The sequence below is a fragment of the Thalassobaculum fulvum genome (assembly GCF_014652915.1).
GTDB classification, from domain to species: Bacteria; Pseudomonadota; Alphaproteobacteria; order Thalassobaculales; family Thalassobaculaceae; genus Thalassobaculum_A; species Thalassobaculum_A fulvum.
On the sequence record NZ_BMZS01000012.1, the window covers coordinates 20,086 to 33,759 of the forward strand.

The 13,674-nt window shown below is 69.9% G+C and carries 13 protein-coding genes and 1 tRNA gene; 9 read left to right on the forward strand and 5 right to left on the reverse strand.

Annotated features, from left to right (window positions below; translation table 11 throughout):
* Nucleotides 1–142: 142 nt before the first annotated feature.
* On the forward strand, nt 143–2,908 hold the full coding sequence (locus IE246_RS22990) for an ATP-binding protein (RefSeq protein WP_189994104.1): 2,766 nt from the start codon (nt 143–145) through the stop codon (nt 2,906–2,908).
* 15 nt (nt 2,909–2,923) lie between these two features.
* Here the strand turns inward: IE246_RS22990 and IE246_RS22995 are convergent, their stop codons facing one another.
* Nucleotides 2,924–3,232: a hypothetical protein gene (locus IE246_RS22995; protein WP_189994106.1), complete on the reverse strand. Its 309-nt coding sequence runs from the start codon at nt 3,230–3,232 to the stop codon at nt 2,924–2,926.
* Nucleotides 3,233–3,291: 59 nt separating this feature from the next.
* On the reverse strand, nt 3,292–4,086 hold the full coding sequence (locus tag IE246_RS23000) for an SDR family NAD(P)-dependent oxidoreductase (RefSeq protein ID WP_189994108.1): 795 nt from the start codon (nt 4,084–4,086) through the stop codon (nt 3,292–3,294).
* Nucleotides 4,087–4,184: 98 nt separating this feature from the next.
* Here IE246_RS23000 and IE246_RS23005 point away from each other — a divergent pair, with 98 nt between their 5' ends.
* The gene (locus IE246_RS23005) at nt 4,185–5,474 is read left to right on the forward strand and encodes a hypothetical protein (protein ID WP_189994110.1); all 1,290 of its coding nucleotides are present in this window, start codon (nt 4,185–4,187) and stop codon (nt 5,472–5,474) included.
* Between the two features lie 9 nt (nt 5,475–5,483).
* On the opposite strand, the gene IE246_RS23010 is transcribed toward IE246_RS23005, so the two are convergent.
* Nucleotides 5,484–6,407, reverse strand: a complete 924-nt coding sequence (locus tag IE246_RS23010; protein ID WP_229837455.1) for a LysR family transcriptional regulator — start codon at nt 6,405–6,407, stop codon at nt 5,484–5,486.
* 180 nt (nt 6,408–6,587) lie between these two features.
* Here IE246_RS23010 and IE246_RS23015 point away from each other — a divergent pair, with 180 nt between their 5' ends.
* A complete protein-coding gene (locus IE246_RS23015; protein WP_189994114.1) occupies nt 6,588–6,794 on the forward strand; it encodes a hypothetical protein in 207 nt (68 codons plus the stop codon).
* Nucleotides 6,795–7,087: 293 nt separating this feature from the next.
* The gene (locus IE246_RS23020; protein ID WP_189994115.1) at nt 7,088–7,498 is read left to right on the forward strand and encodes a PRC-barrel domain-containing protein; all 411 of its coding nucleotides are present in this window, start codon (nt 7,088–7,090) and stop codon (nt 7,496–7,498) included.
* Here the strand turns inward: IE246_RS23020 and IE246_RS23025 are convergent.
* Nucleotides 7,495–8,103, reverse strand: coding sequence for a helix-turn-helix domain-containing protein (locus IE246_RS23025; protein WP_189994118.1), 609 nt, complete (start codon nt 8,101–8,103; stop codon nt 7,495–7,497). The two genes, IE246_RS23020 and IE246_RS23025, sit on opposite strands and share 4 nt — an antisense overlap.
* 91 nt (nt 8,104–8,194) lie before the next feature.
* On the opposite strand from IE246_RS23025, the gene IE246_RS23030 reads away from it, so the two are divergent.
* From IE246_RS23030 to IE246_RS23040, 3 genes are all read left to right on the forward strand, one after another.
* Complete coding sequence (locus tag IE246_RS23030; protein ID WP_189994121.1) at nt 8,195–8,809, forward strand: hypothetical protein; 615 nt, start codon at nt 8,195–8,197, stop codon at nt 8,807–8,809.
* Entirely contained in the window at nt 8,806–9,960 is a 1,155-nt protein-coding gene (locus tag IE246_RS23035; protein WP_189994123.1) for a trans-sulfuration enzyme family protein, read from the forward strand. The genes IE246_RS23030 and IE246_RS23035 overlap by 4 nt, the downstream gene beginning before the upstream one ends.
* A 127-nt stretch (nt 9,961–10,087) precedes the next feature.
* Nucleotides 10,088–10,179: transfer RNA gene (locus IE246_RS23040), tRNA-Ser, on the forward strand.
* Between the two features lie 283 nt (nt 10,180–10,462).
* On the opposite strand, the gene IE246_RS23045 is transcribed toward IE246_RS23040, so the two are convergent.
* On the reverse strand, nt 10,463–11,218 hold the full coding sequence (locus IE246_RS23045) for an alpha/beta fold hydrolase (RefSeq protein ID WP_229837456.1): 756 nt from the start codon (nt 11,216–11,218) through the stop codon (nt 10,463–10,465).
* A 122-nt stretch (nt 11,219–11,340) separates the two neighbouring features.
* Between IE246_RS23045 and yghU the strand changes: the two genes are divergently transcribed.
* Together yghU and IE246_RS23055 are read left to right on the forward strand one after the other, a co-directional pair.
* Nucleotides 11,341–12,210 carry a glutathione-dependent disulfide-bond oxidoreductase gene (gene yghU / locus IE246_RS23050; protein ID WP_189994127.1) on the forward strand — a complete coding sequence of 290 codons (870 nt, stop codon included), beginning with the start codon at nt 11,341–11,343 and terminating at the stop codon, nt 12,208–12,210.
* 278 nt (nt 12,211–12,488) lie between these two features.
* Complete coding sequence (locus tag IE246_RS23055; protein ID WP_189994130.1) at nt 12,489–13,652, forward strand: ABC transporter substrate-binding protein; 1,164 nt, start codon at nt 12,489–12,491, stop codon at nt 13,650–13,652.
* Nucleotides 13,653–13,674 lie beyond the last annotated feature (22 nt).

Here is a 13,674-nt window from a genome sequence, read left to right on the forward strand (position 1 = left end):
GCCTCGCCGGATCGTCGGGCAACGCCGGGCTTTTAGGGATCGTTAAGGCGTTTCGCCGAAGCTGTCCGCCGTGAACCGGTCGGCGGAGCGGGAACCTGGGCGCACAAGTCCCGGAAATCCGCTCCGACGGGGGAGGCGGTGGATGGCTGAACGGCTGGACGCCGGCCCGGGCATGCCCGAGAGCCGAGCGGTCCTCGAGGACTTCGCCCGAGCGTCCGGCGGGTGGTTCTGGCAGACCGATGCCGAGCACCGCTTCGTCTACATGTCGGAGAGCGTCCGCCAGATCACCGGCGTGCCGCCGGAGTGGCACTACGGCAAGTCGCGCCGCGATCTCGGTCTCCCGGAGGCGGTCGACCCCGACGTCTGGCAGGAGCATCAGGAGACGCTCGACCGGCACGAGCCGTTCGACGGGTTCGTGTTCCGGCGTCGCGGGCCGGACGGCGAGAAGTGGATGAAGACCTCCGGCCGGCCGATGTTCGATGCCGAGGGAACCTTCCTCGGCTACCGCGGCCTGGCGATGGACATCACGGCGCAGGTCGACGCCGAGCGGACGGTCGGGATGCTCCGCGAGGCGATCGAGCAGCTAGCCGAGCCGTTCGCGCTCTGGGGACCGGACGACCGGCTGGTGATCTGCAACCGACGGTTCCGGGAGATCAACCATTTCGTGCCGCCGGAAACCATGCCGGGGGCGACCTTCGAGGATCATATCCGGCTGGTGGCCGAGCACGAGGCCTCGATCGGCAACATCGACGACGTGGAAGGCTGGATCGCCGAGCGGCTGCGGCGCCATCGCAACCCCGGGGAGCCGTTCGAGCTGCTGCGGGGGCGGGGCGTCTGGCTGCTCATCCAGGAACAGCGGACGTCGCAGGGCGCGACGATCGCGGTGACGACCGACATCACGGACGTCAAGCGGGCTCAGATGGTGGCCGACCAGGCGCGGCAGCGGCTCGGCGAAGCGATCGAGGCGCTGCGGGACGGCTTCTGCCTGTTCGATCCGGACGACAGGATCGTGCTGTTCAACTCCGTCTACGCGGAGTTCTACGAAGATATCGGATTGCCGATCCGGGTCGGGCAGACCTTCGAGGAGTTGATCCGCTCGGTCATCGATCGCGGACTCATCGCTGAAGCGGTCGGGCGCGAGGAGATCTTCACCCAGGCCGTCCTGACGCGCCACCGGAACTGGGGGAAGCCCGCCGAACTGCGGCTGGCGGACGGCCGCTGGTTCCGGATCCAGGAAACCGAGACCGCGGACGGCAGCATCGTGCGGTTCCGGGCCGACATCACCGAGCTGAAGACGCGAGAGCGCGAGCTCGAACAGGCGCGCCGCCAGGCCGAGGCCGCGGCCGAGGCGAAGTCGGCGTTCCTGGCCAACATGAGCCACGAGATCCGCACCCCGCTCAACGGCATCATCGGATTCGGGCAACTGCTGGCCGCGACCGGCGTTTCCGGCGACCAGGCCGACTACCTGAAGAAGATCCTGCAGTCCTCGGACCAGTTGCACGCCGTCGTCAACGACATCCTCGACTTCTCGAAGATCGAGTCCGGCAACCTGCGTCTGGAGAGCGTGGCATTCGACCTCGGCGAGACCGTCCAGGGCGTGGTCGACCTGCTGGACCCGGCAAGCCGCCGGAAACCGATCGATCTGAGGTTGTCGATCGATCCCGCGACGCCGCTTCAGGTGACCGGCGACCCCTTGCGGCTGGCCCAGGTGCTGAGCAACCTGTGCAGCAATGCCGTCAAGTTCACCGATGCCGGCGACGTGACGGTCGCCGTGCGGTCCGAGCCGTTGGCGGCGGGCCGCGCGGTCTTTCACTTCAGCGTTTCCGACACCGGCATCGGCATGTCGGCCGAACAGCTCGGCCGCATCTTCCAGCCGTTCACGCAGGCCGATGCGTCGACCACGCGGCGGTTCGGCGGGACCGGGCTCGGCCTGTCGATCTGCCGGCACCTCGTCGATCTTCTGGGCGGCGAGATCTGGGCCGACAGCGAGGAGGGGGTTGGAAGCGTCTTCCACGTCCGGATTCCGCTCGAGGTCACCGCCGTCCCGGCCGGCGAGCAGCGCCGGGAGACCGGCGCCGGGGCCGGCGCCCCGACCCGTCACGACCTCGACGGCATGCGGGTGCTGCTGGTCGAGGACAACGAGATCAACCAGGAGCTCGCAGTCGCGGTCCTGGGGCTGGCCGGCGTCGAGGTCACCGTGGCCGGGAACGGTCGGGTGGCGGTCGAGCGGATCGTCGGGGACGGGCCCGGCGCGTACGACGCCGTGCTGATGGACGTGCAGATGCCGGAGATGGACGGCCTGACCGCCACGCGCCTGCTGCGGTCGATGCCGGCCTGCCGGACCCTGCCGATCATCGCGATGACGGCGCATGTGGTGGCGGCGGACGTGGAGGCCTGCCTCGAAGCGGGCATGTCCGACCATGTCGGCAAGCCGCTGGATCACCGCAAGCTCTGCGCGGCCCTGGCTCGCTGGCGGGCGCGGCCCGGCACCACGCCGGAGCCGCCGGCCCGGGCGACGGCGGGCTCGGGCCGGTCGTTCGTCGGCGAACTGGCGGAACTGATTCCGGACCGTTCCTTCGCCGAGCGCATCCTGCGGGACTTCCGGAGTTCCCAGCCGTCGGCGGTGTCGGGCATCAGGCGGGCGGTGGCGGCGCGCGACTGGCGCGAGGCCGGCCGGCTGGCACATCAGGCCAAGGGAGTGGCGGGCAATCTCCGCATGCGCACCCTGGCCGCGGCCGCCGGCGAACTCGAGACGTTGTGCACGGCCGCCGACCCGCAGGCCCATGCGGTTGCGGTGGCGATGCACGCGGTCGAGACCGAGCTCGCCGGGGTCCTTGCACGGATCGAGGCGGAACTGTCCCCCGTGGGCGATCGGGCGGCTGGACTGGTCAGGTCGTCGGCACGCTGACGGAGCGCCCGGGGCCTATTCCTCAGTCACGTCCGGGGACGCTGCCGCCGAGCGGTCCCCGCGGCGGAAAAGCCCCTGCATGACCTGGCCCAGCGCGTTGTGCAGGTTGCGGACCGCCGACCGCGACAGGATCAGCCGGCCGACGACCGCGTGCTCCTGCGCGTGACCGTCCGGGGTCGATCGCATGTTGACGAGGTTCATGCGCACGATGCCGTCGCGCACGGTCGCCCCGATCACGCCGTCGACGAAGATCTCCGCGCACTGCGGGTCGACGACGACCTTGATGTCGCCGTGAGACCCGCCCGGCCGTTCCTGGTCGCTCATGTAGCCGATCCTCGAGAACAATTGAGTCGAAAGCACTCTATCATCTGCAGCCGCTGGTTCTAGCCGATCTTGAGGTGGTGTCCGCCGTCGACCGGCAGGCAGACGCCGTTGACGTACTTGGCCTCGTCGGAGGCCAGGAACAGGGCGGCGTTGGCGACGTCCCAGGCGTCGCCCATCCTGCCGGTCGGCGACAGCGCGTCGCGCTCGCGGATCATGCTCTCGACGTCGGCGTACTGGCCGGCGATCTGGCTGCGGATCAGCGGCGTGTCCATCAGCCCGGGCATGATCACGTTCGCCCGGATGCCCTGGGCCGCATACTGCAGGGCGAGGCCGCAGGTGAACTGGTTCAGCCCGCCCTTGGAGGCGTAGTAGGAGGCGTACGGGTAGCCGACCCAGCGGATCGCGGCGACCGACGAGACGTTCACGATCGCGCCCTTGCCCTGCGCCAGCATGACCGGCAGCACGTGCTTGCAGGTCAGGAACACGCTGGTCAGGTTGACGTCCATCACCCGCTGCCAGTCGGCCTCGTCGAGTTCGATCGGACCGCCCATCTTGGCGATGCCGACGTTGTTCTGCAGGACGTCGACGCGTCCCCAGCGTGCCACGGTATCGTCGACCACCGCCTTCACCGCCGCCGAGTCGGTGACGTCGCAGGTGCGGGCCACCGCGGTGCCGCCCTCGGCCTCGATGATCCCGGCGGTCTCCTCGGCGGCCGCCGCGACGACGTCGACGCACACCACCTTGGCACCCGCGCGGGCGAAGGTGACGGCGGTCGCCTTGCCGTTGCCCCATCCGGGACCGGACGATCCGGCCCCCATCACCAGGGCGATCCTGTCCTGCAACCGGCCGGTCATCGGTGTCTCCTCCGTCTGGATCGTTGCTTTGCCCACGACAGTGCGCGACCGTCGGCCCGATGACAATCGCCGCCCTTAACCGGCGGTGGCGCCCGCCGGTGCTCCTGGCGATCTGGGCCGCCGCCTTCGTCCTGCTCTGGGTCGACCTCGACTGGCTGCACGCCGCGGCCTCGACGGCGCTCGGCCTGCTGGTGGTGCTGTCGCTGCTGGACGCCCGGCGCGAGACCTGGTTGGTGGTCGGCCTGATCGCCGCGCTCGGCGGACTGCTGCTGCTGTTCGGCGGCGATCCCGGGCAGATCCTGCACGGCCTGGACCGCAGCCTGGTGTTCGCGGCCCTGCTGCCGACGCTGTCGCTGACCCGGGCGGTGGCACGCGGCATGCGCTCGGTGCGGGTCGCCCAGCACCGGATCGCGACCCTGCCGCTGCGCTGGGCCGGGATCGGCCTGCTGTTCGGGGCGCACGCCTTCGGCAGCGTGCTGACCACCGGCGCGTTCGCGCTGATGAGCGCGGTGGTGCCCGACGACGCGCCGGAGCCGACCCGCCGGGCGGCGGCGCTCGCCACCCTGCGCGGCATGAACACCGTGGCGCTGTTCTCGCCGTTCCTGGTCGGGTTCGCGGTCGCCTACACCTATCTGCCCGACGTGCCGGTGTGGCAGGTGTTCGCACTCGGGGGGGCGCTGGCGGCCGCCGGGCACGCGATCGCGCTGGCGCTGTTCGCGCGGCCGCTGTCGATCGAGGGGGTGCGGGCCGGCCTCGGCTGCCTGGCGCCGATCGCGCTGCCGATGGGCGGGGCCGCAGCGCTGGTGGTGATCGCCAGCCAGTTGCTGCCGGTCTCGACCCTGGGGGCGGTGCTGGTGGTGATGCCGGCGCTCGCGGTGCTGCACTTCGCCGTCCGGCCGCACCGGGCGGTTCCGGTGCTTACCGAGACCCGGGACGCCATGGGGCGGCTCGGCGACGACCTGGCGGTGGTGTCGGCGGCGATGATCCTCGGCACCCTGGCGGAGACCGCGCCGCCGATCCGCGAGGCGGTGGCGCCGTGGATCGCCGCCCACCTGCCGCCCTGGGCGGCGTTCGGGGTGACGTCGGGCTCGATGATCGCCTTCGCCCTGGTCGGCATGCACCCGATGATCACCGGCACCGTCATGATGGCGGCGTTCGCCGGCTCCGGGCTGGCGATCGCCGACCTGCCGCTGATGCTGGCCATGCTGTTCGGCTGGGGGCTCGGCTCGATGAACTCGATCAGCTCGCTGTCGCTGATCACCGCGGCCCAGATGTTCCGGGTGCGGCCGCTCGGCCTGGCGTTCGGTCCGAACCTGCTGTTCACCCTGGTGTTCGGGCTGCTGACCACCGCGGTCCTGACCGCGCTGAACGCCGAGCTGGCCGGCTGAGCGCCGGGGTCAGTCGGCGGCGTCGCTCGATGCCTGGGCGCCGTTCATGTAGTCGAGCCAGTACGGGCGCGGCCCGTAGACCTCGACCAGATAGTCGACGAACGCCCGGACCTTCGGCGACAGATGCCGGTTCGACGGGTAGACGGCGTAGATCGGCACGTCCTCGCGCACGTACTCGTCCAGCACCGGGACCAGCCGGCCCGACTTGATGTGCTCGCCGACCACATGGGCCGCCAGCATGGCGAGCCCGGCGCCGGACAGCGCCAGCGCCAGGATCGAGTCGCCGTGGTTGGTCGAGATCGTGCCGCGGGCCCGGATCACGGCTTCCTGGCCGTCCACCACGAAGTGCCAGTCGTTGATCGGGCTGCCCGGCTGCAGGGTGATGAGCGCGTGGTCGTTGACCTCTTCCGGGCGGGTCGGCGTGCCCCATTTCGCCAGGTATTCCGGGGCGGCGACCAGCTTGCGGTGGTTCGGCGCCAGCTTGCGGGCGATCAGCGATGAATCCTTGAGCTGGGCGATGCGGATCGCCAGGTCGACGCCTTCCTCGACCAGGTCGACCAGCCGGTCGGCGACCAGCATCTGGATCTGGACCTCCGGGTTGCGGTCCATGAAGCCGGGCAGGTGCGGGGCGACGTGGCGGTGCGCGAAGGTCGACGGCGCGGTGATCTTCAGCAGGCCGCGCGGCGAGCTGTGAGCGGTGGAGACTGCGGCCTCGGCCTCGTCGACGTCGGCGAGGATGCGCTTGCAGCGCTCGTAGTAGGCGGCGCCGACCTCGGTCAGGCTGACCCGCCTGGTGGTGCGGTTCAGAAGCCGGACCCCGAGGCGGTCCTCGAGCGCGGAGAGCTGCTTCGACACCACCGACGGCGACAGGTTCATGTGCCGCGCGGCCCCGGCGAGGCTGCTGTTCTCCACGACCGCCACGAAGATTGTCATTCCAGTCAACACGTCCACAGGCGATCCTCCCCCCAGACTTTTTTGTTATTCATTCTTTGAAGGCATGAATGAGATCGCATCGTATCCCATTATCCGTCACGAATAAAGGGTTTACCTTCCAACTCAGTTCAGACGGGACCGTTCGGCCGACGCCCCGCCTTCCGTTCAAAGGAGGCAGACATGACCCGTACGACGACACACTCGACCGCCACACTCTCGACGGCTGACATCGCCATCCTGGTCCGCCGGGGCCGCGCCCTGCACGGCCGCGCCGTTCGCGACGGCTTCGCGTCCTTCGGGCGGTGGCTCCTGCGGACCGCCAACGACGCCCTCGGGCGCCGCGCCACCGTGCGGCTCGGCTGCAGCGACTGCGGCGCCCACGCCTGACCGGTCCCCCAGCCGACGCGCCGATCGAACTTCCGGGACGTGCCATCGTCGTTCCGGACCGCCATCGGCCTGCGACAGCGTCCCTCCCGTCGCAGCACCGAACGATCGGCCCGTCGGTCCTTCAACGGCACCGCCGCCGGCGGTGCCGTTTTTTTGCGTCGGTGCCGGGATACGGTCGGCAGGGGGAGGGGCGCCGCGGTCGGCCGGCGGAACCCCGGGGGGCCTGCGGGGTTGTACGGGTAGCCGGGGGACGGAGTCCGCCGCGCCCGGGACGCCATCCGTGGAGGTTGACCATGTCGTGCACGCCGACAATTCCTGCTCCGGCCCTGGCCGCCGCGCTGGCCGTGGCGGCGTGGATGGCGGGCGCGGGGCCGGTCCCGGCCGGGCCCCCGGCGACCCCGTGGGCGCAGGGACAGCCGGCCGCGGCGGTCGGCCTGAAGTCGGGATCGACGGAGGCCCTGTCCGTGCAGCTGGAGGGGGCGAAGGTGGTGTCGGCCGGGGGCGAGATCGTCGGCGAGGTCGAGAAGGTCGTCGAGGGGCCACGGGTCGGCCCCAGGGCGGTGCTCCGCCTGGGCGGCTTCCTCGGATTCGGCGCGCACCGTGTCGCGGTGCCGGCGGAATCCCTGGTGCCGAGCGGCAGGGCGGCGGTTCGCTCCGACCTCACCGAGACCCAGCTCCGCCGCCTGCCGGCGTACATCGACTAGGGTCGGCGCCGCGGGGCTTCGGTCATCGCCAGCACGTAGCGGCACGCCGTGTCGCCGTCGTTGCGATAGCCGTGCCGGCAATGGCCGTCGTGGTGGATGGCGTCGCCGGCCGCCAGCCGGTGCTCGACCCCGTCCAGCGTCAGGGTCAGTTCACCCTCGAGCACCAGCAGGTACTCGTGACTGCCGGCCGGGTGCGGGTCGTATTCGCCGGCGTCGATCCCCGGCGGCAGGGTGGTGACCATCATCTCGAACTCGATGCCCGGCACCACCGGCGACACGATCCGGCGGGTCCAGCCGCCTTCGCCGGGGATCACCGCCTGGCGGTCGCGCGGCAGGATCGTCGCCCGCACCGGCGACTCCTCCTCGACCAGCCGGGCGATGGTGGTGGAAAGCGCCCCGGCGATCCGGTGCAGGACCAGCACGGTCGCGGCCTTCTCGCCGCGCTCGACCGCCGACAGCATGCTGACGCTGAGGCCGGCGCGCGCCGCCAGCGTCGCCAGCGTGTCGCCGCGGCCCTTGCGCAGGCGCCGGACCCGCTCGCCGATCGCCCGCAGGTCCAGGTCGCCATCGACAGCGGTTTCGGCATCCTCTATAGAGGAAATCATCATTCCTTTAGTGGAGACCGCAATGCGGTCGGCGTCAAGAGCGAGACCGTTGTCGGTGAGCGGGCCCGGGGGTGGGCCGGCGGGGCCGAGCATGCGGGCCCGGCTCCGCGGCCGGCCGCTCGCCGCGGTCGTGCCGATCGGCATCGGCCACAACAACGGCCCGCCGATGGCCACCCGCTGGGGACTGCACGTCTGGAAGAAGGCGCACGCCGAGGCCTGGAAGACGCCGGCGCCGGAGGTCGTGAAGCTGCGGCTGCGCCGCGCCGCCGAGCTCGGCCTGACCTATCGCCAGATCAGCTCGATCATGATGGAGTGCGGCCGGGCGCCGTCGGCCATCGTGTTCACCCTCGACGCGCTGGCGGCCCCCGGCGCGGCCGAGCGGCTGCGTAGTCTGGGCAAGCCGAAGCTGCTGGCGGCCGGGATCGACCGTGACGGCTACGCCGAGGTCCGGTTGCAGGCGCTGCGCGATGCCGCCGGAGGGCGGCTCGACGGCTGGCGGCTGGCCCGCAACCCGCTGGCGGTCGCGGCGGCCGTGCACGAGCTGCTGGCCGAGCACGGGATCGCGCCGCAGGCGGCGCTGCTGGTCGGAGCCGTCGAGGCCGACCGTTCCCTGGTGATGCGCGCCCGGCTGGCCGCCTTCCTGCGCGCCGACGCCTATTTCAGTCCGCTTACCCAATCGCAACCGACTTCAGGACCCGCTCGATGACCCGGAACCACGATCTCGCGCCCGAGACCCTTGCCGCCCAGGCGCTCGGCTTCGTCGACCCGGAACACAAGTCGCTGGTTCCGCCGGTCCATTACGCGACCACCTACGAACGGGTGCCCGGTGGCATCGGCCCGGCCGGCGGCCCGGGCTTCAGCTACAGCCGCAACGACAACCCGAGCTACACCCAGGTCGAATCCCTGATCCAGCGCCTGGAGGGCGGCGAGGACGCGCTGGTGCTGGCGTCGGGTATGTCGGCGGTGACGGCGCCGTTCATGGCGCTGGCGCCGGGCGACCACGTGGTCGTGCAGAACGTCATGTACTGGGGCATCCGGCGCTGGCTGCTGACCTTCGCCACCCGCTGGGGCCTGGACGTCGAGTTCGTCGAGGCCGAGGACCTGGACGCGCTGCGCGCCGCCATGCGGCCGGGCAAGACCAGGCTGGTGTGGGTCGAGACCCCGGCCAACCCGCTGTGGGGCATCGTCGACCTGGCCGCGGCCGCCGAGATCGCCCATGCCGCCGGCGCCCGGCTGGCGGTCGACAGCACGGTGGCGACGCCGGTGCTGACCCGGCCGCTGGAGCACGGTGCCGACCTGGTCATGCACTCGGCGACCAAGTTCCTGAACGGCCACAGCGACGTGCTGGCCGGCGCCCTGGTGACCGCGCGCAAGGACGAGTGGTGGGAGCGCATCGAGCAGGTGCGGCGCGATTTCGGCACGGTGATGGGCCCGCACGAGGCGTGGCTGCTGCTGCGCGGCATGCGCACCCTGCACATCCGGGTGCGCAAGGCCTGCGAGAACGCCATGGCGGTCGCCGAGGCGATGGCGCGGCACCCGAAGGTCAGCCACGTGCTGTACCCGGGCCTGCCCGAGCATCCCGGCCACGCGATCGCGGCCCGGCAGATGCAGGGCGGCTTCAGCGGCATCCTGTCGATCCGGGTCGCCGGCGGCGAGGCGGCGGCGCTGGCGGCGATGCGGCGGATGACGGTGTGGCACAGCGCCACCTCGCTCGGCGGCACCGAGAGCCTGGCCGAGCACCGGGCCTCGACCGAGGGGCCGGGGACGCCGGTGCCGGACGACCTGATCCGGCTGGCGGTCGGCATCGAGCACGCCCAGGACCTGATCGACGACCTGACCCAGGCGCTGGACGGATAATCGCTCTCGACGGGGCGCGGGGGAGCCCCGTTCAGGGTCCTTGACGCGGGGAACCTCCGGCCCGTAGAAGGGGCGCGCATACGCCGTGCGGCGTCGGGCTTCCCGGCGCCGGATGTCCTCTCCCGGCGGAGGGGTGGCCGAGAGGCTGAAGGCGGCGGTTTGCTAAACCGTTATAGGTGTAACAACCTATCGTGGGTTCGAATCCCATCCCCTCCGCCATCCTGCTTCGCGCTCTGCGCTACGCAGGACTTTGACCTTCCCCGAATGCGAAGCAGGATGCCCTCCGAAGCCTCGGCGAAGGAGGGCCGTCGTGCGCTACGTTTATCTCGGAATCTCGGTGACAGTGTGAATCTCGAATCTCGGTGACAGTGCATTTATCTCTCGTTTGAATTTTGGAGTTTGATGCACTGTCACCGAGATTCGCTGGTGACGGATCATGCATCTCTCATCGGAGGGTCGGAGTTGATCGCATTGTCGGCGAGATCGGAGGTGAGGACGTCCGCTACCCCGCCTCCGCCCCGGCGTTCTGCGCCAGGAACCCCCGGATATGGCGCAGCGCCAGCTCGATCTTCCGGGCGTTCTCCTTCCAGGGATACAGGCTGACCTGGGCGTTCGGCGCCAGCAGGGCGGTCTCCATCGCGGTCGCGTAGGGATGCGCCGGGATGTCGTCGGGCAGGACCAGCACCGGCGTGGTGCAGCCGCGCACGAAGTCGCGGTCGACGGTGAACACGAAATCCGCCCGCTTCGTGTACATGCTGTCGAGGAACGCGGCGATCTGCTCCATGCTCACATCGGGGCGCCGGGCGCGGAACTCGGGGCCCCAGCCGGCAATGTTGTTCCGGTAGAAGATGTCCGGGAACGCCGGGCTGTAGCCGCTCGGGTGCACCAGCACCGCCGCCACGACGCGGTCGCCGGCGCGCCGCAGCAGGTTCCAGATCATCGGGCCGCCGATGCAGAAGCCCATCACCAGGAAGCGGTCGATCCCGAGGTGGTCGAGCAGGCCGAGCTGGTCGTCGGTGAAGCCGTCCCAGGTTCGCTCGACCTCGAGCGGGCCCTCGGATTGCCCGCCATTGGCGTTGCGCAGGTCGAGCGCGATCACGCGGTAGCCGTCGCTGAGCGCCTCCAGCGGGTCGAAGGCGTGGGTGGCGAGGCCGGCGATGGTGGCGTTCAGCCCGCCGCCCGGAATGACCAGCAGCGGAAAGCCGGAGCCGGCCTCCTCGTAGTGGATCCGCACAGGACCATTCTCGAATATCGGCATGGCCGTTCCCGGTTCCCGTTGGGGTAGACTGTCGGCATCAAAGACCGGTTCCGACCTTCGCCACAACGTCTTCATGCGGCAAGTTCGGCCGTGCCCGCGCCATCTGGAACGGAGTTCGCACGATGACGAGCACTTACACGCCCCCGAAGGTCTGGAAGTGGGAAGGCCAGAAGCAGGGCCGGTTCACCAGCACCAACCGGCCGATCGCCGGCGCCACTCACGAGAAGGAGCTGCCGGTCGGCAGGCATCCGCTGCAGCTCTATTCGCTCGGCACCCCGAACGGCGTGAAGGTCACGGTGCTGCTGGAGGAGCTGCTGGCGAAGGGCCATGCCGGCGCCGAGTACGACGCCTGGCTGATCCGCATCGGCGACGGCGACCAGTTCGGCAGCGGCTTCGTCGCGGTCAACCCGAACTCCAAGATCCCGGCGCTGATGGACCACAGCACCGCCCCGCCGACCCGGGTGTTCGAGTCCGGCGCGATCCTGTTGTACCTGGCCGAGAAGTTCGGCGAGTTCGTGCCGACCGACCCGTCGAAGCGGGCCGAGTGCCTGAGCTGGCTGTTCTGGCAGATGGGCAGCGCACCGTATGTCGGCGGCGGCTTCGGGCATTTCTACGCCTATGCCGAGGAGAAGCAGCAGTACCCGATCGACCGCTTCACCATGGAGACCAAGCGCCAGCTCGACGTGCTCGACCGGCGGCTGGCCGACAACCGCTACGTGGCCGGCGACGAGTACACCATCGCCGACATGGCGATCTGGCCGTGGTACGGCGGGCTGGTCCTGTTCAACCAGTACGAGGCCGAGGAGTTCCTGGAGGCCAGGAGCTACACCAACGTGGTGCGCTGGGCCGAGGAACTGCACGCCCGCGAGCCGGTGCGGCGCGGCCGCATGGTCAACCGCATCCGCGGTGAGGCGCACGAGCAGCTCCGCGAGCGCCACGACGCCAGCGACTTCGAGACCCGGACCCAGGACAAGATCGAGGCGGCGGGGTAACCGGGATCGCGGTCCGCCTCCTCGCGGAGGCAGCCGTGAGCCTGCGTCGGTAAGTGACGCCCGCTGTTTTCCGAATATCCATGCGGCGCCGGGCCTTCCGGGGCCGGAGAGCTTCCCGTCCGGTCGTCCCTCCCCCAAGACTATTCAGTGCCCGGCTCTTGAATAGCGCGTCTCGCGCAACAGCCTCTTGTCTGTGCGGCACTTGCCGAGTGGCGAGGGGGCGCCGCATGATGAGTGCGATCGTAGGCAAGAACCGACGAAAAATAGGGGGCCTTCACATGGATCAGCGAGAGTTCACGCGTCGTCTTCTGTTGAAATCCACGGCGGGGATTCTGGGGACGGCAGCCGTCGGCCGGATCCTGCCGGCCCGGGCCGCAACCGACGAGCTGCGACTGTGGGCGGCGCCGATCATGCGGCCCTTCGATACCTGGGCGCCGTTCGAGGAGAAGGCCGGGGTCAAGCTGGCCTGGAGCCCCAAGAGCGCGAGCGCCGACGAGGCGCTGTCCAAGATGATGGTCGGCGGCGGCCGGAAGCTCTACGACGTCTTCACCGACAACGGCGGCGGGATGGAGGACGCGATGGCCGAGAACGGCGTGATCGCCGAGCTCGACCCGTCGCGCATGACGAACTGGGGCCTGCTGCGCGACGAGGTGCGCGACCCGAACGGCGAGGCTGCGCACTCGATCCGCTACCAGGGCAAGGTCTACGCCGTGCCCTACATCGCGAACGCGGATTCGCTCGCCTACAACAAGTCCATGCTTGGCCAGGACTACGACAGCTGGGAGGCCCTGTTCGATCCCGAGTTCAAGGGACGGACGGCGCTGCAGAACGACTTCGGGCCGACCATGACGGTCACCGCGATCTATCTGCACGAGACCGGCAAGATGTCGATCAAGAACCGCTCCGACATGCAGCCGGACGAGATCCAGGGGGTCGCCGAGTTCCTGATCGAGAAGAAGAAGGCCGGCCAGTTCCGGACCTTCTGGAACGGCTTCCAACAGGGCGTGGACCTGCTGGCCTCGGGCGAGGTGGCGATGATGTCGTGCTGGGAGCCGATCCAGCGCGTCGCCGCCAAGAAGTCCGGCCAGGACATCGTCTACGGGACGATGAAGGAGGGCCATCAGGTCTGGAACAACATCCTCATGCTGACGACGGACGCGGCCAAGGCCGGCAAGGACGAGGCGTTCTACAAGGTCGCCGACACCGTTCTGTCGCCCTGGTACACGACGCGCCAGCTGTCGCGCTTCGGCTTCGCGTCGCTGACCACCGGGATGGTCGACTACATGGAGGCGCACGCCGGCGAGTTCGACGTGGCCGATCTCAAGGCGACTTTGAAGCGCAAGGAGCAGCGCTACGCAGTGGCCGGCAACGCTTGGCAGAACGTCTATCCGACGCATCTGCGCACCTACCAGGAATGGTGGTCGCGGGTCCAGGCCGCCTGAGGCAGGGACGGTGAAGGCTTCG